The following is a 21,471-nucleotide window of genomic DNA, read 5'->3' as shown; positions in this document are numbered from 1 at the left end:
TGACACTGGTTCGCTTCCAACTTCAGCGAATCTGGATTTCCGGCGCTGCGTCGCGCGTCACGCCCGGGTTGTCCTCCACCGAACGCGAAGCCTGGGGTCTGGCGGACAGGACAGGAGGGCCGAGGTATCTGAAACAAGTCTCTCCTCCGACATCCTGTTTCAACCCCGACGTCAGGGGCCGATGCGGCTCACGCGGCGCCGACGTTGCGCACCGTGCCGTACTCCAGGTCCAGCCACAGCATCCTGCCCCGTGTGTCGAACATGAGCAGCGCGGTGTTGGTGAGGCGGACCTGGGGAGTCGGTGACTCCTCGAAGGTGAAGTTGAGCCGCGCGCGCATGACTTCACTGACGTCGAGCAGGCGGACCTGCCAGGCCCCGTCGAAGAGCGTCAGCTCCGCGCGCCACGACTCGGAGAGGAAGCACTTCACGCGCTCCAGGGACTCACCGACCACGGACATCGGCGCGGCGAAGCGCGGTCCTTGAGGCTTCACCCACAGCCAGTCCGCCTCTCCAGGGCGAGGGTACTCGCGGTCGCTGAAGTGGACGGAGGCGCGCACCTCGCCATCGGCGGTGATGGCGCAGGAGCGCAGCACGGCGGAGACACCCTTGCCGAGGGCCACGAACGGCTCACGCGAGCGCAGGGTGGGGCCGTCTTGCAGCGCATAGACCCAGCACTCCGCGTCGGTGGTCACGAAGCACAGGTGTGTCTCGTCCGCGGCCAGCATGGCGACGGGGCCAGGCACCTTCGACACCCGCCACAGGGCACGCGGCTCGGCGGCCTGCGCGTCCAGCATCATCACCGTGAGCTCCGAGGCGACGAACCATGTTTCACCGTCATACGTCGGCGCCCACGCGTGCATGGCCACGTCGCACCACGCGGTGGCCCGCCGCCGCACCACGTCCACGCGGGACACATGGTGCAGCTCGCCCCGACGCGCGATGGCCAGCACGCGGTCCCCATGGATGGAGGCGACCAGGGAGAAGGCCGGCACATCGAAGTGCGCCAGCCTGCGGCCCTCCGCGCTCAGCAACACCGCGCCCGCCTCGCCCAGCGCGAGCAGCAGCCGATCCGAGGGGAGCACCACCGCGTCATGGATGGCGAACGGCCCCGCGTCCCCGAGCGAGGCGGTCGCCTGCACCACGAAGCGGGTCCACGGGGACGGGACCTTGGGGGCCAGCGCGGGCAGGTCCGCGCGCAGCGCGCCGTCCGGCAGGTCCCTGAGCAAATAGGTGATGAAGTCGGTGGGCAAGTGGGCCGGAACCAGGGCCCTGTCCCTCATGAGGGCGCGCACGGTGGGCACGAGCAAGGCCGAGCGGACTCCGCAGGGAGGCTCGCTCGCCAGCGTCTGGGCGAAGGCCAGCCGCTCCGCCGCGCCATTCAGGGAGTCGTCGTCCAGCAGCGCGAGCACGCGGGCACGCGCCGCGTCGAGTCCTCCCGGAAGCGAGCCCGCCCACAGCGCCAGGAGTCGCGCGCCGCCCACGCCGCCCACGTCCACGCCACGCTCTATCCACTCGCGCGCCTGCTCCCGAGCCGCCTGCACCGGCCAGATGGCCTCGACGGCCTGGACCCAGCTTCCCGCCTCGGCGCGAGACTGGCCCCACAGCAGACGCAGCTCATGTGCCTCCGCGAAATGCGTGCTCTCCAGGCGCAGCACCGCGTCCTCGAAGCAGCCGCTGCGCCGGGCGATGGCCTTCGCGCGCTGTGGGTCCTTCGCGAGAAACCACTGACGCACCACCAGACCGGGTGCCAGGGCACGCCCCTCGGCCAGCTCCGCCGCGAGCTTGAAGCGACGGTGTCGCTCCAGGAAGGCGACGGCTTCCTCGTGCGCGCCGAGCAACTCGGAGAGGATGAACGCGGCCTCCTCGATGCGACCCTCGCGCTCGAAGCGCTGCAAGGCCGCGCGGTAGCGCTGCCGGAGTGCCTCGTAGAGCGCGTCGCCTCCAGCGAAAGTGGCGGCGGGGCCGCGCGGGCCGAGCTGGAGCTTGAGGTCCTCTCGCGGTCCCGGGAGCCCGAGCGCCTCGCGCGTGTCGTCGTTCTGCTTCTGATTCAACGGGATGGCATGGCGCAGCGCCTCGTGCAGGTCCCCACCCTCGAACATCTCGAAGAGGCGACGCAGGTACTCCGCCTTGCGCCGGCCGAGCAGCTCGCCCAGCGGAGTGTGTCGCAGCAGCCACTGAGACAGGCGCGCCAGAGCCCCCGGGCCTGGAGGAGGCCCCGCATTCCGAGGTGACGTCTGGCCACCACGAGCGCCACTTCCACCGCCCGCCGCCTTCGCCGTCGAGCGCGGCCGGAGCGCCGCCCACAGTCGGCCCAACAGGGAGGGAGTCCTCGGAGCCGGGACCTCGCGCCGCGAGCCCGACGAGGAGGAGCCCTTGCCTTCACCCGAGGGCAGCGCGCCCGCCGTGGAGGGAGTGTTCCTCAGCCACGCCGCGAGGCGGCCGAACCACCTGCTTCCTCCTCTGCCCTCCGCTGTCTCCCCCGTCGATGCGCTCCCCCACAGGGCGCGCAGCCGAGCCAGCAGTCCAGGCCGCTCCGCCACGACGGCATCGGACGGGGGCTCACGTCCCTCCATGCGCGCGAGCACCACCCGTGCTTCATTCGACGGCTCGGGAATGGAGCCACCGAAGAAGGAGCGTGTGACGGGCGCCACGGGCTCCACCGCGGCTGCCACGGGCGGAGGTGGCGCGCCGAGGCCCCGCGTGGGCAGCACCGTCCACGTGGACACGTCGAACCACGAGGACAGGTCCACGACCCGCGCGCTCGACAGCGGATGGACCTGGGCGACGCCCGCTCGCACGAGCACGAGCGAGTCACGCGGCGCACCCAACCGCGCCCACTCCGAGGCAGCCAGCGGCGCGGAGGTGAGCACACCGCCTTCGAGCGTGAGGGGCAGACCCGGGCTCGACCCCGTCGAGACCCGCTGAGCACAGTGAAGCCGCAGCAGATAACCCTCCGCCACGAACAGCACGGATGTACCTGGAGCCCACAGCGCCATCACCCGCCGCCGAGCCTCCTGCTCTCCCAGTCGCGCCGGGTCGAACCAGAACGCCGAGGCGCTCACGGTGCCCCGGTGCAAGTGCTGGCGCGGCGCGGTCCTCGCATGCATTGAGGAGTTGCTCATGGGCCCTCCTCTGTCGCGCGATAGACCACCCGCCCATCCAGGAGATTCATCAGCACGAACTCCCCGGTCCGCGTGAGCCATCCGAGCAGCGGCGCGTTATGCCGGACCTCCGCATGCACCACCGGCGCCGAGGCCCGGGCGAGCAGGTGGAGGCCCTTCGCTCCGAACCACGACAGCGCGCGCTCATCCGGTCCCAGCACCACCAATCCGGCCTCTCCAGGAGCCATGTGACAGCCGCCCACGCCAACCACCTTGAAGCTAAGAGGCATCGCCATTTCCTGCACGGCGCCATCGAGGAACAGTCGCCACACGGCCGGCCCATGCCTCACCGCGAGCAACCCCGAGTCCCGAGGTACCGCGACGCCGGGCACGTAGCCGAAGAAGGCCTCTGCCTCGCGCGATTCCAGCATCATGCTCGTCGACCCGTCCACGCCCACGACATGGAGTGTCGTCCGCAAGGGCAGGGTCTTATCCTCCGTGGGGGGCATGACGTAGACGGGCTTGCCGCGGTGGCTCGGCGTCAGAGGCCCACTCCGCAGGCGCTCCAGTTGGGAACCCACGGAGACGCTCGAGCCCCCTCGGACGTAGACGAGCTTGTCGTGCACCATCGCCATCGCCGTCACGGGATGGTCCAGCGCCACCAGCTCGACGCGATGCTCGGCTGCGACCTGGTAGACGAGGAAGAGCCCGCCGGTCCGCGTCAGCAGCAGCACCACTTCCCCATGTCGGTCTCTCCACGAGAACAGCCGACCCGGGGCCGGTATCGCGGAGGGAAGCTCCGGCACGTAGCCCGGCTTCCACCAACCCGACTGGACGCGCGGTCCGCCCGCGTCCGCCGGAGGAGGCGTGCGCTTGAGCGCACCGTGGAGGATGTAGCGGTCCTCGCGCTCCATCAGCGTGAGCAGTCCGCCATGCGAGCGCCACCCGGCGGCCAGCATCGTCTGGCCGGGCTGGGGCTTCATGCGCCTCGGTCTGGGAACGGTGAAGGTCGACGAATCGGGAATCGCCATCGCGGAGGCAGTGCCATCCGCGTGGAACCTCACCACCCGGAGACCGTCGGGCGAGAAGTTGAACGTGGTGGCATTCGGGAGACCGGACCGCGACACCGGCTCCGCGACGCGGCTCTGGAACGGGTCTCGCAACAGGCGGATGCTGTCATCCGGGGGCGGCAGGTCCAGCACCACCGAGCGCGCCGCGCGCGAGGCGGGGCGCACGTCCACCATGAGCTTGCGCTCGCCGGGAGCCAGGACTTCGGCCACTTCGATGCGGGACAGCTTCTCGGCGCCCGGCAGCCGCGCCAGGCGAGCACTCCCCACGAGCCACGACTCCGCTGGCGCGTCGCCCAGGGCCAGGGCCTCATGCCAGGCGGCGAGTCGCTCGGCGGTGGGCGGCTCCACGTCGCGCGCGGCGAGCCAGGAGAGCAGCACACTGGGAGTCACGTCGGAGAAGGTGCCCCGCTCGGGCGGAGCCTGGAGCACGCCCCAGGCGAAGGCGGCACCGGCGGCATGGGCGCGGCGGGCCATGACGATGAGCAGCGCGAGGTGCGCGATGCGAGGGTTGCCGAGCTGGTCGGGGCCCGCGTCCAGCAGGACCACCGTGCGACGCGCGTCCTGGGGTTGACGAAAGGCGGGCTTGAGGAAGGACAGCTCACCGTAGGCAGCACGGCGCACCAGCTCGTCCGGAGCCTCCAGGGCCCACAGCCACTCGCTGACGAGCAGTCGGTCGAAGGAGCCTCGGCGCGTGATTCCGTCGTACCCCTGGGGCTCACCGCCCTCGGCCTCGCCGCGCGGACGCATGGCGCCCATGGCCGCCGACAGCCGGGCGACGAACGGTCCCAGGTGCAGGGCCAGCTCCTCGGGGAACAGCGCGAGCGACTCCGCCCACGGGCGCAGCGTAGGGGGCAGCGAACTCAAGACGCCCCTTCCCTTCCCGCGTCGGTCTCTTCGTCGAGCAGCGGCGAGGCGCATGTGCTCGGAAGGCGCAAGCTCATGACGCCCCTTCCCGCGTCGGTCGCTTCATCGAGCTGCAGCGAGCGCGGCGCGGCGCATGTGCTCGGAGGTCGTGGGCTCATGTCGCCCCTTCCCTGAGCCACTTCCTCGCTCGCGAGCCATGCGGTGAGCGTGGCGCGATGAACCGGTCGCGCCGAGGCGACCGAGACGAGCTGAAGCGAGCCCGGCAGCACCGCGAGCGGCGTGGCAGTGTTTCCCACCTGTGTCAGCAACGCACGCTCCAGCAACGAGGCCAGCACATCAGTCACGAGCGCACAGGGAAGCAGCAGTGAAGGCGCGGTGACCTCACGCCCCAGATACATGGCACCGTTCACCCACGGGAGGGACTCCGCTGGGCCCAGCAGCACGAGGACACCCTCACCCGCGACGCCGCGCCACGTGCCCAGTCTCGCGTCGTCCTCCTGAAGGATTCGTCGCGCAAGCCCCCGCGCCACATCCCCCACGCCGATGACGGCGAGCGGCTCCAGCGCTTCCGCGCGAGGCCCCCAGCGAACCGGCAGCGCCACCTGTCCTTCACCGCTCATCACTCCACTCCACCGCCCTCTCGCACGTCGGCCGGAAGCTCCGTTGCTCCGACCTACGGCAGCCTGCCACTCGATTCGTTGTCGGCTCTCACGACCATTGAGCCCCGCCTTCTCAAAACCATTGCCCCCAGGCAAGTTCCCGTCGCGTGACGGATGGAGCGGGTTCTACTTCGCCGTCCTGGCGCTGTCGCTCGTGCGTAATCCTCCGGCGAATAACGTGCCGCGGGCCATCTACCGGCGACCTTCATGACGAGCGCTATGGCTCCCAAATGGACTTCTCGATATCCGTATTGTCCTCAATGACAGCCTGAAAATGCTTGAGCCTGTCAAGACCATACATTCCCACGTGAACCTCGAAGCAGGAACTGTCGGGGGGACGATAGAGCCGAATGGCGGCATCGTCTCGTTCGAAAAGCATGCTGTAGCGAGGATAGGGCAGCCGGACGAAACCCATCTTGCCAAGGTATTGGGCGAACTCCTCGGCTGTTGTCCTCTTTTCGTCGCCCTGCTGGTACAAAGCTCGGTGTGAGAAGCTTGGCAGGTGGACGTTCCCCATCGCCCAGAGGTAGAGCATCTCTCGAAAGCTGACGTAACTCCGCTGCAGCTTGGTCTTCCATGCATCCTGAAACAATGGAAACCGCACCACCTGAAAATCCCCCTCTTCAAACGGGGCCTCCAGGTCAAGCCAGTAATGAAACCGGGTCAAGGGGTTGGGGTCCCCAAAAATGAAGAGGAATCGCTGTGGCGGCGCATCCCTCCGCCGAATTTGATAGATATCTGCGACATCCAGGAAGTCATTGATGCTGACATGTGAAAGGAGCGCTCCCCCATTCTCTCCCATTTTTAGGGCAAAATCTCGGTAGACATCAGGGAGCGGCTGGCCGAAGGCCTCTTCCAGATTGTCGAGCTCCCAAGTTGAGGCCCCTTGAATTTGGCGACTATAGCCTGGGGCGTAGCGCTCAAGCAGTGCAATCAGGTCCCTCATGACTCAGGCACACTCCTTGTGGCTCTCGCAAAGCATCTCAGGGATGAGCTTTTGACAGGTTTCGCAGGACGGAACCGTCTCCCCATGGCCAAACTCCACCGGCTCGCGCCGCGAGGAATTATTGGTGGTCCGCTGGTGCATCACCTCCACGGCAGTCCTTTGCAGCGGCGTGAAAAATCGTTCCGACATGGTGCGAACCTTGTGTCCTCCTGCGCCGCCAGCCTGGAGAAGTTTGGGCGCGGCGCATTCCCATTTTTGGCGCCCCTCGGTCGCAAGCCCTTCCCGCTGACGCTGGCTCATCTGAAATCCCTCAACCAGTTCGAACGGCGTGGCGGCTACGGCCTCAGGGAAGCCAAGCGACATATCACCTGAGCAAGTGGCTAGCATTCTCGGGTTTTGTGGACACTTGCAGATACTGATTCCAACCATGTATCCCTCGACAAATGTTCCAAGCTTATCATCCAGCCTCAATACCGGCTTCATTCCTTCGAGCTTGGCGTTGATTCCATCCATCTCCTGGGTCAGTCTGTCAACGGTGGCCTTGATGTCGGCCTGAAGCGACGCCATCTCTTTTTTGACTTCACTCCTGACTGCCGCGACTCTGTTCTTAGCAGAGGTAAGCGCAGTGTGCAGGTCGCGCTTGTTTAGCGCCGCTCCACGAAGTTGCTCGTGGAGTCGCTCCATCTCCTCCTCCATTTGGGGGATGCCGGCGGAGCGGGTTCTCGCCTGGGTCTCATTTTTCAGTTTGGTGTTCGCCAGCTTCCGCTCCTCTCGAAGCTGGAGGTACCTCTCTATGAGCGGTCGCTGCTCATGAAGCCTCTTCATGAGCTCCATGAAGACCGCCTCGCTCAACGCCACGACTCCATCCGTCTCATGGACACGATGACTTTCGACGGACTTTCCGCAGGCCGTGCACTGGGTGTCGTCCCCGTAGGCAAAGGCGGTACGCCCGTTGGAAATGAATGCGGTGTTGAATGTATTCCCATTGTGGAGGGTGACGTCCAGGTAGCGCGCGACGCCCTTTCCCTCAATCTTCACGTCCACGCTGCCGCTGCCCCAGGCCATCTTCCCCTTGAACTTGGAGGAGATGAGTCCGCCCGCCGTCCCTGGCTCATCGCCCAAGCTGACGCTCAACTCGGAGTCGGTCAGCGCCACCGGATGGCCGTTGATGGTGACGCTCTTGCTCCCCTTGGTCAGCATGGAGTCCTCGGCCGAGTTGACGAAGGGCGTCGGCACTGGCCCGCCTGGCGTCGGCACCTTGCAGACGTCGGGGGCGGCCGACGTGTGCGTGTTGCCACTCCCCTTGTGAATGATGGAACGGCCGTTGGCGAAGACCTTGCTCATGCTTCCTCCTTGGCGTTTCGAATCATCTCCACGACGCAGCCCCCACGCGCCCATTGTCGGCACTGCCGTAGATCAGTGTCTTGCGTGCGCCAGACTGACGCCAGCGCGCGCGGTGTAGTGCCACGCCCAGCATGATGGGGCCCGCACCGGCCCCGCGTCTCCCAGGCCTTCGCCGGCGACGTACATGCGGAGGGGGACGCACCACCGTGTCGAGCGCGGCCTCTTCCTCCAGTGCATCCAGGTGGGCCAGCAAGCGCTCCTCGCGCTTCGCCGTTTCCTCCAACGTGAAGTCCGGGGCCACCAGCGCTCGCTCCCACTGCGTCCACCGGAAGGCTTCCTCGTCGAGGTGCTCCTCCCACACATCCACCAACACCATGGTGCCTTCCCCCTCAAGAGTCTTCGAAGCGTAGCGTCACGGGCTGACACGGATTGACGGCGCGGCCTCCGCGACGGATTTGTGCCTGTGAGTCTTTTCCGCGCCAAACGGCGTGTCTTGTACTGGCTTGTGCTGGCTGCGGCAACAGGCGTGTCCGTCAGCGATTGACGGACTGCGTGGTACCCCTCGCAGGGCTTGTCTTTGTCCACTCCCGCGCAAATGTCTCGGGGCACGTCCTCCCGTGAAGGCCCAACACCCCTCCCGAACGAAGGGCGTAGACCGTGAGTCACGCGGGTGGGGTCGAAGGAATGGTCTTGAGGACCGACAATTCATTGACGCGTCCCTCACCATCACCGCGCGACACCCCGTCAGGAGAGCCCTGCCTGACGAGCCTCCAGGGGCACCGGTGCGGCGAGCGCGAGCGCCTCCGTGAGCCCCGCGCGCAAGGCCTTGAGGTCCTCGGGAAGGAACTCGGGCGCGAAGCTCGCGTCCATCTCCCGCGCCACGCCCTCCAGCTTGAGCCGCCACGCGGAGAAGGCCTCGGCCTCCTCCGGGCGCTCGGCGAGCAGCACCTGCCCCGCCTGGGCGATTCGCTGCGCCCGAGCCCACGGCCCCGCGCTGGCCTCCAACGCCGCCGCTGAGAGCGCCGGGTTCTCCGTCGCCGCGAGCAAATCCCGCAGCACGTCCCGCGCGAGCGCCTGTCCTTCCTTCGTCGGCACCGCGTAAACGAGCGGCCACAAGTCCGCGGTGCTCGGCACGGAGCGCCCCGCGAGCACGGCCGCGGCGGCCACCAGTCGCTGCACCTTCACCGCGCGCCGGTCCGACAGCGACAGCCCCGCCGCGCGCAGGGAGCGCAGCGCGTGGGCCAGATGCGGACGCACGGGGGCCAGGTCCGCCTCGCGCGCCGCCTGTGCGAGCACATCCAGCGCGGCCAGGGAGGCGCGGCGTCCAGTCCCCTCGCCCCACAGCGAGGCCCCGCCCGCGAGCAGGTCCTCCAGGCGCGGGTCCGGCACGGGCTCGACGAAGATGCGCGCCAGGAAGCGGTCCGCGAACGCGGCGAGCGACTCATCCTCGGGCAGCGCGTTGGCGGCGCCCACGCAGACGCGCAGGGGGCAGCGCATGCGCGTGTGGCCCCGGCGGAACGTGCGCTCGTTGAGCAGGCCCAGCAGCGTGTTCAGGATGGCGGTGGAGCCGAGGAAGACCTCGTCGAGGAAGGCGACATCCGCCTCCGGCAGCATGCCCGAGGTCTCCGTCTCCACCAGGCCCTCGCGCAGCTTGCGCAGGTCCACGGGGCCGAACAGCTCGGAGGGCTCGGTGAAGCGGCCCAGCAGGTACTCGAAGTAGGAGCCCCCCAGCGCGCGGGCGGTGCGGCGCACGGCCTCGCTCTTCGCGGTACCGGGGGGACCGATGACCAGCAGGTGCTCACCGGCGACGGCGGACAGCGCGATGAGCTCCACCATGGCCTCGCGCTCGACGAGCCCCTGTCCCGCGTCGGAGAGGGCGTCGCGGACGGCGGTGGCCGCGGCTTCAAAGGTGACGGACATGAACGAAAGCCTAACCGCCGGACTCCGCCGGCGCGAAGAGCACCCACCCCCCTTGAAGGAATACCAGCGGACGTCCACCGGCCTCGCGGTGCCGGGACGCCTGCTCGTCGACGGTGAAGGCCGGGGGCGGGCGCGGGAGCGGGGCGTCCTCCCGTGACGGAGGGCGGTTGGCTTCATGACACGGAGTCCCACTTCATGCTCCGGGCGCGAGTCGGACATAGACTGGCCTCCATGAAAAAGGTGTCGAAGTGGGTGGCGCTGGTGGGCGTGCTGGGCGTGGGCACCCAGGCGGTGGCGGACGGTTGGAATGGTCATGCCTCGCTGGGCGCGGGAATCTCCCTGGACCATTTGAGTGACTTCAGCGCGAAGGGACCGGCGCTGCATGCCTACCTGGGCGTGGAGTCCCCGCCGGGGCTGTCCCTGGGGCTGCTGGCCGAAGTCTCGGAAACGTGGGGCACGGAGCTGCGCGACGCGGCGAGGGACAACCGGCTGGAGCGCACGCAACTGGATTACAAGGCGGTGGGAATCGAGGCGCGGCTGCGCTTCTTCCGGGACAAGCCCATCACCCCCTGGGTGGGCGCGCGGCTGTCGAAGAGTTGGGGCAGCACCTTCACCCCGGACGCGATGGGCAACTTCCTGCGGGAGAACGTGGACACCACGAGCATGGCCTTCCGCCTGGGCGTGGATGGCTGGTTCAGCGAGCACTGGGGCATCTCCGCCGCCACGGCCTTCCAGTTCTGTGACGTGAAGCTCTCGCGGGACTCGGTGGACGAGTGCGCCAAGCTGATTCAGTCGGTGATTGTGGGCCCGGTGCTGCGCTTCTGAGGCACCGCCGGGCGAACTGTCCTGGTGCGCGGCCTGACTCGGCCGGTGTAGAAAACCAGGGGTGAGCGAGAGCTGGGAGCAGAGGGCGAGACGCGAAGCGCGGGAGATGGAAGCCGCCATCCGGAGCGCCCTCGCGCGAAGACAGTCGGACCTGGAGCTTCGCGCGGAGCTGGAGTCGCTGGCCCGGCGGCCCCGCTTCCAGAGCTTCCCCTGGCTGTGGGGACCGGCGCTGCATGTGAGGGACCGCGTCCTCTTCCGTCCGCTCATCCTCTCCTGGCTGGTGCCGGTCAACGTCACGGCGAGCGGGAAGTTGTTCGACCCGTGGAAGAGTGAGTACGCCGCCGCGCTGGAGACGTGGCTGTCGGACGCGGACCGCGCCGACGACGTGGCCGTGTTCCGCAAGCTGTACGGCTGGAAGCTGCAGGGACTGGGCAAGCTGCAGGAGGCGGTGTGGCGCGAGGACGTCACGCGACGCTTCCGGGGCGCGAAGACGCGCGGCGCGCGGCACCTCGAGTTGAGCAAGGTGGAGCAACCTCTCCTCCGGCTGGATGAGGCGACGGCGCTCGAATTGGACGCGGTGGACCCGGAGGCGGCGCGGCCCTTCATCCGTCAACACCTGCCCTTCACGCAGAACACCTGGTCCCCGTCGAAGAAGCCGCTTCCGATGTGGGGCACCTATCGGGAGCGCCTCTTCGCCAGGGGCGACACGGAACAGGCGTGGACGGTGTATCGCCGGCTGGTGTCCGAGGAGACGTGGCGTCGGGACGTCATGGCACTCACGGAGTCGGTGAAGGCGCCGGACGCGCTGGTGCGAGAGCTGGGCGAGCACCATCCGGAGTTCGCGCCCACCATGGCGGCCCACGTCTTCGTGGAGCTGGTGGAGAAGCGCGGGCGCGACGTGGTGCCCTATGTCCTGGAGAACCTGCGCTCGGTGTTCCCGAGGTGGGCCGGCAGGACGAGCATCCATGGAGTGAAGAACGCGAAGGCCTTGCCGGAGTTGCTCGAGCTGTGTCGGGTGCGCGGCTGGGAGGACGTGTGGGCGGCGGCGCTGCGCACCTCCTCGACGGAGGAGACGTTCGACACCGAGGTGCGCAAGCTGGTGAAGGACGCGGACCGGGACGAGCCCGTGGCGCGGCGGCGGCTCCTCCAGGTGGCGGGGGCAGGCGCCGAATGGAACCTGCCCGGCCTGGGCTTCGCGAGGGTGCTGCCGCTGAAGGACGCGACGGCGGTGGCGATGTACGAGCGCTTCCCGGAGCTGATGCGCGGCCCCTTCCGGATGCACGTCGCCTCTGGCTGGCATGCGGCCTACCCGGAGCTGGTGGCGCGCGCGTTGGAGCAGCGCGATGAGGAGCTGCTGGACTTCATCGCGAGCCGCGCCGCCACGCAGTTCGTGCCCGAACATGGCGCGGACAAGCGCCAGAAGGAGTGGACGCGGGTGCTGGACGCGCTGGCCGAGCACTACGAGAAGTTGCCGAAGGAAGGCGGCGTGTTCGCGCGTCGAGCCGCCAACGCCCTGGGCGCCGTGCCCGCGTTCTCCATCTGGGACTTCGACCGGCTGCTGATGCGGAACCGGCTCACGCGGCTGTTCTTCCAGCGCTCGGATGACTTCTACCTGGCGGACCCGCTGGCGGTGAGGGACCTGCTGGAGGCGCCGCAGATTCACGTGCAGGCGCTCGCGTTCCGGCTCCTGGGGCGGGACTCGCCGCGCGCGAGGGCGCTGGCGATGCTCAACCTGGACCTGCTCCAGGCCACGCTGCTGAGGCCCCTGCACCGGCGCACGCGGCACGCGGCCTTCGCCGCGCTGGCCAACGCGGCGTTGCATGATGTGGAGGCCGCGAGGATGTTGCTGCCCCGGATGCGAGACACCTTCGCGCTGCCGGACAAGCGCTATCCGAAGGAGGCCCTGGTGGAGCTGCTGGCGAAGGTGCTCACGCGCTGGCCGGAGCTGCGAGGCCCGTCGGAGACTCCGCGAGTCTTCTCCGCGTCCACGAAGGAGGCCCTGTCATGACGGTGGTCGACCTCCTCTACGCGACGCCGTCGGTCTTCGAGTCCACGCGGGAGCGCGCGCTGTTGGGCTTGTCGGCGGACCAGCATCGGCCGGTGCGCTTCCACGCGAAGGTGGCGAAGGACGTGCTGCCGATACGGCTGGCGCTCCAGGCGCTCGGGCAGCTCATCTGGCAATCGGACGAGTGGAGCTCGGAGTGGATGGGGGGATTGATGGACCCCATCATCACCGTGCACCCGGACCGCGTCTTCTTCGAGGCGTTCAGTCAGGACCAGAGTTCGTACGGAATGGTCATCGTGGACCGGAGCTGCTTCGCGCCCGAGGGCGAGGTGCGCTGCGGCACCACCAACGTGGACTTCACCGCGTGGCTGTGGGCGGCGCTGGCGGAGATGCGCTCCAGCCGGGAGACACACCTGCGCGTGGGTGCGGAGGGCTTCGAGGTCCGCACGCAGGGCGCGGGAGGACGCTTCGAGCAGAAGGTGGAGGTGCCGGACGCGTGGGTGCGAGGCTTCCTCCAGCTCCAGGGCGGCATGGCGATGCCGGGCACGAAGCTGACGGTGAGGCCGGTGGACCTGCTATCGGCGGTGCGCTACCTCACCTTCACCAAGGCGAAGATGTCTCCCCGGGCGCTGCGCTACGTGCTCACTCCGGGTCAGGACGCGAAGCTGGTGCTGGAGCCGTGGGAGCATGAAGTGCCGTTGCGTGGCGCGACGCATGGCTCCACGGAGCCGCGCACGGTGCGCACGTGGGGTCGGCGGCGGCTGCGGCTGCTGGAGCCGTTGCTGCCGTACGCGGACAAGGTGGACATCTACCTGAAGGGCCGGGCACTGCCGCACTTCTACGGGGTGCACCTGGGGTCAGGGGTGCGCTTCGTGCTCGGGCTGTCGGGGTGGACGGAGAACCGGTGGACGGGCACGGCGGGGATGGACCTGCTGCTGGAGCCGGGGCAGGACAGCGAGCTGACGGAGCGGGTGCTCGGGTTGTTGCGTGAGCGCGTGCACGCCTCCACGGACGAGGTCGCGCGGGCGCTGGGCGTGAGCAAGGCGCAAGCGGCGGAGGCGTTGGCGACACAGTGCGCGGCGGGGCGGGCGGTGTTCGACGTGGAGGCGCGGCACTGGCGGCACCGCGAGCTGTTCGCCACGCCCGTGAACCTGGGCCGGCTGTATCCACCGGATGTGCGGCGCGAGGAAGCCGAGCGCCTGGTGGCGGCGGACGCGGTGAAGGTGACGTCGGAGACGACGCGCGAGACACGCAAGGTGCGCAAGCTGCCGACGCCCGAGGGCGCGGTGGTGCGCGAGGTGGTCCACCGCGACTGGGTGGTGCACGGGCACGTGGGGCCGCAGCAGGGCGTGGAGCTGGTGTTGAACGACGAGGACCGGCTCCTCTTCGGCAAGTGCGGCTGTGAGTACTTCCGCGAGCACCTGATGAACCAGGGGCCGTGCGCGCACCTGCTGGCGTTGCTTCGGCTGGCGAAGGCGCGGCGCAAGGAGCTGGCGAGCTCGGTGCCGTCTTCGGCCGAGGCGCTCGCGGTGAGCACGACGGGAGCGGCGGCGCGGCGACCCAGGAACGAGGACGCCGACACGGACGAGGCGGACGACACCGAGGCGCTTGACGAGGACGGCGGCGATGACGATAACCGGTGATGCTCTCGGGAAGGGCCCGGGCTCGCGGATGAGCCGTCGGTGCCGTGGTGTTTCGCCGCGGCGGTGTTCTGTCTCCTTCTCTTCTCCAGGGTCCCAGCGTACGGAACGCAGGGAACCCCGGGTCCAGCGCCTCGCAGGTCGTCCCCTGGCCCCTCCCGGAGCACCATGAGCTGGCTCGATTGGTTCAAGGGGCTTTTCTCCCCCAAGCCGGTGACCCGCGACGTCGCGCGGTTGGATGCATCCGAGCGAGACACGAGAGGCCGTCCGGCGGACGTGGTGCGCGAGACGGTGGCCACGTCGGGGCCGCTGAAGCCCGGGCACCTGCGACAGATTCTGCGGGACGCGCGGCTGTTGCCCAAGGGCAAGCGCGTCTACACGCGGAAGCGCAAGCGGCTCTTCGCGGCGACAGAGGCGCGGCGCTTCTTCTCCACGGCATTCCGGACGCGGAACCGGAACGTGCGCGATTTGCTGCCGGACGAGGCGCAGCTCGCGCGGTACGGGTTGCCGGTGTGGCGCACGGAGGAGGACGTGGCCACGGCGCTGCGTATCTCCGTGGGGCAGTTGCGGCACTACTCGACGCACCGGGCGCGGGAGCGCGTGTCGCACTACGTGACGTTCTCGGTGCCGAAGCGTTCGGGGGGAGTGCGGCTGTTGCATGCGCCGAAGCGGAGGCTCAAGGCGCTGCAGCGAAGGTTGCTGGCGGTGCTGGTGTCGAAGCTGCCGGTGAGTGCTCAGGCGCACGGCTTCGTGACGGGGCGCTCCATCAAGACGGGGGCGGCGCCGCACGTGGGCAAGCGGGTGGTATTGAAGCTGGACCTGAAGGACTTCTTTCCATCGGTGACGGTGAACCGGGTGCGCGGGTTGTTGTTGGCCTTCGGGTATGGCTATCCGGTGGCGGCGACGCTGGCGGTGTTGATGACGGAGGCGGAGCGTCAGCCGGTGGAGGTGGAGGGGACGGTGTTCCACGTGCCGGTGGGGCCGCGAGTCTGCGTGCAGGGTGCGCCGACGAGTCCGGGGCTGTGCAACGCGGTGCTGACGCGGTTGGACCGGAGGCTGGCGGGCCTTTCGCGCAGGTATGGGTACACGTACACGCGTTACGCGGATGACCTGACGTTCTCAGGGGATGACCTGGGGGCGCTGGAGAAGGTGCGGGCGCTGGCCGCGAAGTACGTACGGGAAGAGGGCTTCGAGGTGAACCGCGAGAAGACGCGCGTGATGCGTCGGGGTGGGCGTCAGCGAGTCACGGGCGTCACGGTGAACGAGGAGCTGGGGTTGTCGCGGGAGGAGCGGCGCAAGCTGCGCGCGATGATTCACCAGGAGGACCGGGATGGTGGGGATGCGAAGCGCGGTGCGCGCATCGACGGGATGCTGGCGTATGTGGGGATGTTGAATCCCGAGCAGGCGGCTCGCCTCGCGAGGCGACGCAAGCCTCGGGGTGGGTGAGCCTGGGGACGGATTGAGGTGTGTGGTTTCGCAACCCCGCACATGGAACTGAGAGGTTTTCCACTGCGGGGCGCGCGGGCGGTTTGTGGGTTGAGGAGGTGACCCTTTACATCGGGCGCCCCACCCTCACAGGAGTTGCGCCATGGCGACTGCCACCCGCTTCGCATTCACGCAGCAGAGCTCACCTGGGACCGAGTTCATCATCGAGCTGACGGACGACCAGACCATCAACCATGCACGGAAGATCATCTCCGGTGAGGAGAGCAACGAGATCCATGTGCATGGACGAATCATCAAGAGGACGCAGCCGTACAATCCAAAGTTCTCGTTCCATCTGGACCCAACGACCATCCGGTTCTTCTCGATGGCCATCGAGGTCTGCGATGCGAACATGGTGTACGTGGAGGACCACCTGGATGAGGCAGGGGGAGCGTTCCTGCCGGGCAACCACTGGTGTCCCTGGGATTCCAGGCTCACGCGTGAAGTGAAGTAGCGAGCGGCCTCGACGGGCCTCATGCCTCGGTTGAGCGCGGCTAACGCGGTCCGAGGGTGAGGCCCCGAGGGGATGCGGGCCTGACGGTACAGTGGGTGGTCATGAGTGACCTTCCGTCTGTCCCGGGGCCGGTGGCGCCGCGCTGGCTGTATCTGCATGGGTTCGCGTCGGGGCCCGACTCGGCCAAGGGCGTGGCCGTGGCGAGGCACTTCGAGGCGCGAGGCCACCACGTCGCGAGGCTGAACCTGCGAGTGCCCTCGATGGAGCAGCTCCGGTTGAGCGCGATGTTGGAGACGGTGCGTGCGGCGCTGGGGGAGAAGGAGGACCGGGCGGTGCTGTTCGGCTCCAGCCTGGGAGGCCTGACGGCGGCGAGAATCGCGGCGGAGGATGCGAGGGTGTGTGGGCTGGTGTTGCTGGCGCCGGCGTTCCATGTGGTTCCGCAGTTGCGGAAGCGGATGGGTGAGGCGGCGTGGGGACACTGGAAGACGTCGGGTTGGATTGAGACGGACGACTTCGCGGAGAAGCGCAAGGTGCGCATCCACTCGGGGTTCATCGAGGATGCGGAGGCGGTGGACGCCCGCACGGGAGGTTGGCCGGACGTGCGGGTGCCGACGCTGTTGATTCACGGGAAGGCGGACGACACCTGTGACATCCGCTACTCGCGCCAGTGGGCGGGGGGACGGAGGCATGTGCGGATGGTGGAGGTGGAGGACGGCCACGAGCTCACCGCGTCCCTGCCCCGCATCCTCGCGGAGTCGGAGGAGTTCCTGCGGCCGTGGGGGGCGTGACGCAGTGACTGGCTTTGGGTAGGCCTGGCACAGGATTGAAGCGCGGCTGCCCAGGCCACACATGTGGGACTGAGTACCCTACGATGACTGTCTGACAAATCTGGCCTTTCGAGTGTCAGCGTGCGAGCCCGCGCAGTCTACTGCGCCCTTACCATGCACAGACCTCTATTCGTGGCGATTGCGGCTTCCCTGGCTTCGTGTGGCGGTGAGCAGTCAACGCTGAAGGAGAATGACAGAGGAAGCGAGAGCGACATCTATCGCGACGGGGATGACTGGGCAGACGATGCAGGCGCCCACCCGCAGGTCCTCCGAATCACTGGGGCAGGAGGGCGCTGCACGGCGTGGTTGTCATCCAGCAATACGCTGACGACGAGTGCGCATTGTCTCGCGAACGCCAAAGATTTCATCGGGTGGACCTACGACACATCGCAACGAAACTCCTCAGATCCCCAGTTCAACGCTCTGAAGAACCTTGGCCGCTCCACCGGGGGTTTCATTCATCCAGAGGGCGACGCCTGTCCCACCAATGAAGATGATTGCTGCTGGGGCGCGGACATCGTCGTGCTGGTCTTCGACCCGGCCAACGCGGTTCCTCGCAACGTCATGAGGCCGCTCGCCATCAAGGCCGCGACAGCGGATGAGCCAGAATGTGATGGAGCGGATCGATGTGTGATGATGGTCGGAACTGGCCTCACCGGCGAGGACGAGTGTCATGACGAGGACGCGACCCCTGCGACTCTCGACAGAGGAGCCACACAGCTATTCCTGGAGTCGGGTCTCGGTAATGGTCACTGCCCCGCTAATGGCGGCATGCTCTACGGAGAGTATGACTACGACGACTCGTCGAGCTGCCAAGGAGACTCAGGGTCACCCATTTTCTGGGGTGGAACCAATGAGGTCTTCGCCACGAACCGGGGTTCGGGAGGAGACGGTAGCGACGATGTCGTGGGGCCCGTGCTCTGGGTCGGCGGCGAAAATACCGCACGCGACTTCTTCATGCTCAGAGCAGGTGACCAGGATCAGGATGGCATTCAAGCGGCTCACGACAACTGTGACCGCACGCCGAATCCCGGTCAGGAGGACTGGAATGGCAATCAGGTTGGTGACGCGTGCGAAGACAGTGATGGCGATGGTCTCCTCGACAGCGAAGAGATCCTGAGAGGAACCGCGCCAGGCAACGCGGATACCGACGGTGACGGGCTCGGGGACGCGGCTGAGGTCCAGACCCATCTCACCAATCCCCTACTGCCAGACACGGACGGCGACGGGTTGACCGATGGCCTGGAGGTCCTGACCCACGGGACGAATCCGCTCGACGCCGACTCGGACGATGACGGGTTGACCGACGGCCAGGAGGTTCTGACCTACGGAACGAATCCGCTCGACTCCGACTCGGACGATGACGGGTTGACCGACAGCCAGGAGATCCGGACCCACGGGACGAATCCGCTCGACTCCGACTCGGACAACGACGGCTTGACCGATGGCCAGGAGGTCCTGACCTACGGGACGAATCCGCTCGACTCCGACTCGGACAATGACGGGTTGACCGATGGCCAGGAGGTCCTGACCTACGGGACGGACCCGCTCGACTCCGACACGGATAACGATTTGCTTGGAGACGGTTTTGAGGTCACGCACGCACTCGATCCGCTGAATGCGGACACGGATGGGGACGGGGTGATTGACGGGAGGGACACCGAGTGGATTGAAGCGGCGATCACCGCCCTCCCAGATTCGGCATTCAAGGCACCAGGCCATCGGAACTCGATCGCCGCTCACCTCGCCCAGGTCGAGCGGTTCGCGCAGCGAGGCGAGTTCGACAAGGCACTCCATCATCTCGGCACGCTGAGCACGCACGTCGATGGATGCGGCCCCACGGCGGACAGCAATGACTGGCTTGTCGACTGCACGGCACAGCTCGAGGTCCGCGCGCTGCTCGATATGCTCGCCGCCAATCTCTGACCAGCGGGACGATTCCAGCCGGAGCAGGCCACGGGAGTCCGGCCACCTCTCGAACCCTCAGGAGGATGAGGGCGGAGGCGGACGGACTCCTGAGGCAAGGGCATGGCCCCGGGTGAGCGGCGAGCACCTCGCGCAAACGAGGCAGCGCGAGTGTGACGCTGGAAGAAGAGTTCCCGGAGACCGGGGTCCACATCGAGTTCCACTCCCTCGGCCCGTTCAACGGCACGGCGAGGAACAAGGAGGGCCAGCCCATCCGGGCGCCGTGGACAAGGTCAGCCCGACGGAGCCTGGCGAAGTGAGGGCCCTCGTGGATGAGCAAGGTCGCTTCGTCTTCGAATCCTTGCCCCATGGGACATACACGATGAAGGTGCTGACTGAAGGGTACGCGGACCGACACCACGAGTTGGAGCATCCGGACGACGCGCCGTTCGCCACGGTGTTTCAACCCACGCTCCTTGAGGTCACGAGGAGTGACCCGCGCGTTGAGCGCGGCGATGACCTTCTCGACGTTTCAACCCACGCTCCTCGCGGTCACGAGGAGCAACGAGTTGAGTGTCACCGTCCCGCTCTGGTGGCACCTCGTTGCAACCCACGCTCCCTTCGGTCACCAGGAGCGGCTCGTCCCGTTCGGGGTCATCCCCGTGGGGATGAGGTTTCAACCCACGCTCCTCGCCGTCACGAGGAGCGACCGTCACGCCGTCCTTCCAGCGAGACCAGACCGTTTCAACCCATGCGAGGAGCGACGGTGTGCGAGGGCTTCGGCCGCTACCTCGCGGAGTTTCAACCCACGCTCCTCGCGGTCACGAGGAGCGACAAGGCCCGAAGTCGACGGTCGACTACTACTTCTGGTTTTAACCCACGCTCCTCACCGTCACGAGGAGCGACGGCACCGCATAGGCCCGTGCTCTCGGCGCTGTGTTTCAACCCACGCTCCTCGCGGCCACGAGGAGCGACCAGCAGTCAGCCCAGCACCGCCAAATTTCGGAGTTTCAACCCACGCTCCTCGCGGCCACGAGGAACGACGGACGTGCGTGGCCGGGACGCAATGGCCAAGAGGTTTCAACCCACGCTCCTCGCGGTCACGAGGAGCGACACCCCGGGATGCCGAGTACCTCTTCACACCGGCGTTTCAACCCACGCTCCTCGCGGTCACGAGGAGCGACCGCGCAGGCCATCTTCAAGGGCTGCGACATCCAGTTTCAACCCACGCTCCTCGCGGTCACGAGGAGCGACACCAAACATCAGGGCAGCAATGACAGCCATGAGTTTCAACCCACGCTCCTCGCGGTCACGAGGAGCGACGCCGCTGCGTGGTGGTGCTGGACGCCTGTACCAGTTTCAACCCACGCTCCTCGCGATCACGAGGAGCGACTTCTCGCCTACATCCGCCTCGTCACCGACAGGTTTCAACCCACGCTCCTCGCGGTCACGAGGAGCGACTGCGCGTGGGAGGCATTGCAGGCGATGGCCGAGGTTTCAACCCACGCTCCTCGCGGTCACGAGGAGCGACCTCCGCGGACCCATACACCAACACCTCCCCGCGTGTTTCAACCCACGCTCCTCGCGGTCACGAGGAGCGACGTCTTCCCCGCCAGCGCCGGGTCATCGTCCAACCCATGGTTTCAACCCACGCTCCTCGCGGTCACGAGGAGCGACCACGTTAGCGCTTGGCGGGGCACACCCTTACAAGTTTCAACCCACGCTCCTCGCGGTCACGAGGAGCGACATCGACTGGAAGGAGAACTCCAAGGGCGCGCCGTCCTGGTTTCAACCCACGCTCCTCGCGGTCACGAGGAGCGACGTCTACGCCGCTGCGAAGCGGAACGGATGCCTTGTTTCAACCCACGCTCCTCGCGGTCACGAGGAGCGACCGACCGCCTCTGGCGCACGGGGTCGTACCTCAAGGTTTCAACCCACGCTCCTCGCGGTCACGAGGAGCGACTGGGAGGCCGGCCTTCGCGCGCCACTCATCCACCGTGTTTCAACCCACGCTCCTCGCGGTCACGAGGAGCGACTGCCACCTCACCCCGTCCCATCGCATGTAGGTGTTTCAACCCACGCTCCTCGCGGTCACGAGGAGCGACCCCCAGGTGACGGTTCGCGAGCCATACGTCCCTGTTTCAACCCACGCTCCTCGCGGTCACGAGGAGCGACGCGGCCGAGTTGGCGAAGCTCCAGGCCGACACCGAGTTTCAACCCACGCTCCTCGCGGTCACGAGGAGCGACCAAGCCGCACTCGTCGGGGTTTGAGACGGGCACGGTTTCAACCCACGCTCCTCGCGGTCACGAGGAGCGACGAGTGAGCCTCGACAACGCGCGGTGTGCACTCGTTTCAACCCACGCTCCTCGCGGTCACGAGGAGCGACCCAGTCCGTGCACCAGAGCGTACGGCGTTCATGTTTCAA

The 21,471-nt window shown here is 67.5% G+C and carries 15 protein-coding genes and 1 CRISPR repeat array (1 of these 16 only partly in view); of the genes, 8 read left to right on the top strand and 7 right to left on the bottom strand.

The features are described from left to right. Positions 1 to 188: 188 nt before the first annotated feature. From HUA75_RS12925 to HUA75_RS12890, 7 genes are all read right to left on the bottom strand, one after another. Complete coding sequence (locus tag HUA75_RS12925; RefSeq protein WP_254627557.1) at positions 189 to 3,122, bottom strand: bpX6 domain-containing protein; 2,934 nt, start codon at positions 3,120 to 3,122, stop codon at positions 189 to 191. After that, entirely contained in the window at positions 3,119 to 5,035 is a 1,917-nt protein-coding gene (locus tag HUA75_RS12920; protein WP_174486584.1) for a hypothetical protein, read from the bottom strand. Before HUA75_RS12920 ends, HUA75_RS12925 begins: the two co-directional genes overlap by 4 nt. Further along, positions 5,032 to 5,655 (bottom strand): hypothetical protein, encoded by a 624-nt coding sequence (locus HUA75_RS12915; RefSeq protein WP_254627556.1) that lies wholly within the window; start codon positions 5,653 to 5,655, stop codon positions 5,032 to 5,034. Before HUA75_RS12915 ends, HUA75_RS12920 begins: the two co-directional genes overlap by 4 nt. Before the next feature lie 256 nt (positions 5,656 to 5,911). Continuing rightward, positions 5,912 to 6,640 carry an SMI1/KNR4 family protein gene (locus HUA75_RS12910; RefSeq protein ID WP_174486583.1) on the bottom strand — a complete coding sequence of 243 codons (729 nt, stop codon included), beginning with the start codon at positions 6,638 to 6,640 and terminating at the stop codon, positions 5,912 to 5,914. A gap of 3 nt (positions 6,641 to 6,643) precedes the next feature. After that, positions 6,644 to 7,984: a PAAR-like domain-containing protein gene (locus HUA75_RS12905; protein ID WP_174487014.1), complete on the bottom strand. Its 1,341-nt coding sequence runs from the start codon at positions 7,982 to 7,984 to the stop codon at positions 6,644 to 6,646. A 22-nt stretch (positions 7,985 to 8,006) separates the two neighbouring features. Beyond that, positions 8,007 to 8,360 (bottom strand): hypothetical protein, encoded by a 354-nt coding sequence (locus tag HUA75_RS46650; RefSeq protein ID WP_254627626.1) that lies wholly within the window; start codon positions 8,358 to 8,360, stop codon positions 8,007 to 8,009. 368 nt (positions 8,361 to 8,728) lie between these two features. Then, positions 8,729 to 9,904, bottom strand: coding sequence for an AAA family ATPase (locus HUA75_RS12890; RefSeq protein ID WP_174486582.1), 1,176 nt, complete (start codon positions 9,902 to 9,904; stop codon positions 8,729 to 8,731). Between HUA75_RS12890 and HUA75_RS12885 the strand changes: the two genes are divergently transcribed. The 8 genes from HUA75_RS12885 to HUA75_RS12850 all read left to right on the top strand — a co-directional run bounded on the left by HUA75_RS12885 (position 9,903) and on the right by HUA75_RS12850 (position 19,066). After that, the gene (locus HUA75_RS12885; protein ID WP_174486581.1) at positions 9,903 to 10,061 is read left to right on the top strand and encodes a hypothetical protein; all 159 of its coding nucleotides are present in this window, start codon (positions 9,903 to 9,905) and stop codon (positions 10,059 to 10,061) included. The two genes, HUA75_RS12890 and HUA75_RS12885, sit on opposite strands and share 2 nt — an antisense overlap. A gap of 74 nt (positions 10,062 to 10,135) precedes the next feature. After that, on the top strand, positions 10,136 to 10,729 hold the full coding sequence (locus HUA75_RS12880; RefSeq protein WP_141640460.1) for a porin family protein: 594 nt from the start codon (positions 10,136 to 10,138) through the stop codon (positions 10,727 to 10,729). Between the two features lie 106 nt (positions 10,730 to 10,835). Next, positions 10,836 to 12,737 (top strand): gliding motility protein, encoded by a 1,902-nt coding sequence (locus HUA75_RS12875; RefSeq protein WP_217446063.1) that lies wholly within the window; start codon positions 10,836 to 10,838, stop codon positions 12,735 to 12,737. Further along, complete coding sequence (locus HUA75_RS12870) at positions 12,734 to 14,377, top strand: SWIM zinc finger family protein (RefSeq protein WP_174486579.1); 1,644 nt, start codon at positions 12,734 to 12,736, stop codon at positions 14,375 to 14,377. The genes HUA75_RS12875 and HUA75_RS12870 overlap by 4 nt, the downstream gene beginning before the upstream one ends. Before the next feature lie 165 nt (positions 14,378 to 14,542). Beyond that, positions 14,543 to 15,820, top strand: a complete 1,278-nt coding sequence (locus HUA75_RS12865; protein WP_174486578.1) for a reverse transcriptase family protein — start codon at positions 14,543 to 14,545, stop codon at positions 15,818 to 15,820. A gap of 142 nt (positions 15,821 to 15,962) precedes the next feature. Then, complete coding sequence (locus tag HUA75_RS12860; protein WP_141640456.1) at positions 15,963 to 16,313, top strand: calmodulin; 351 nt, start codon at positions 15,963 to 15,965, stop codon at positions 16,311 to 16,313. A 101-nt stretch (positions 16,314 to 16,414) separates the two neighbouring features. Then, complete coding sequence (locus tag HUA75_RS12855; RefSeq protein ID WP_174486577.1) at positions 16,415 to 17,101, top strand: YqiA/YcfP family alpha/beta fold hydrolase; 687 nt, start codon at positions 16,415 to 16,417, stop codon at positions 17,099 to 17,101. A gap of 171 nt (positions 17,102 to 17,272) precedes the next feature. Further along, a complete protein-coding gene (locus tag HUA75_RS12850; protein ID WP_174486576.1) occupies positions 17,273 to 19,066 on the top strand; it encodes a trypsin-like serine protease in 1,794 nt (597 codons plus the stop codon). Positions 19,067 to 19,843: 777 nt separating this feature from the next. Next, positions 19,844 to 21,471: a CRISPR direct-repeat array (repeat unit 37 nt; unit sequence GTTTCAACCCACGCTCCTCGCGGTCACGAGGAGCGAC); it runs 396 nt beyond the window's last position.

It is taken from the genome of Myxococcus sp. CA040A (assembly GCF_013336725.1).
Classification (GTDB): domain Bacteria; phylum Myxococcota; class Myxococcia; order Myxococcales; family Myxococcaceae; genus Myxococcus; species Myxococcus llanfairpwllgwyngyllgogerychwyrndrobwllllantysiliogogogochensis.
The sequence above is the reverse complement of the archived record's forward strand: the minus strand, read 5'-3'. Positions and strand labels throughout refer to the sequence as shown.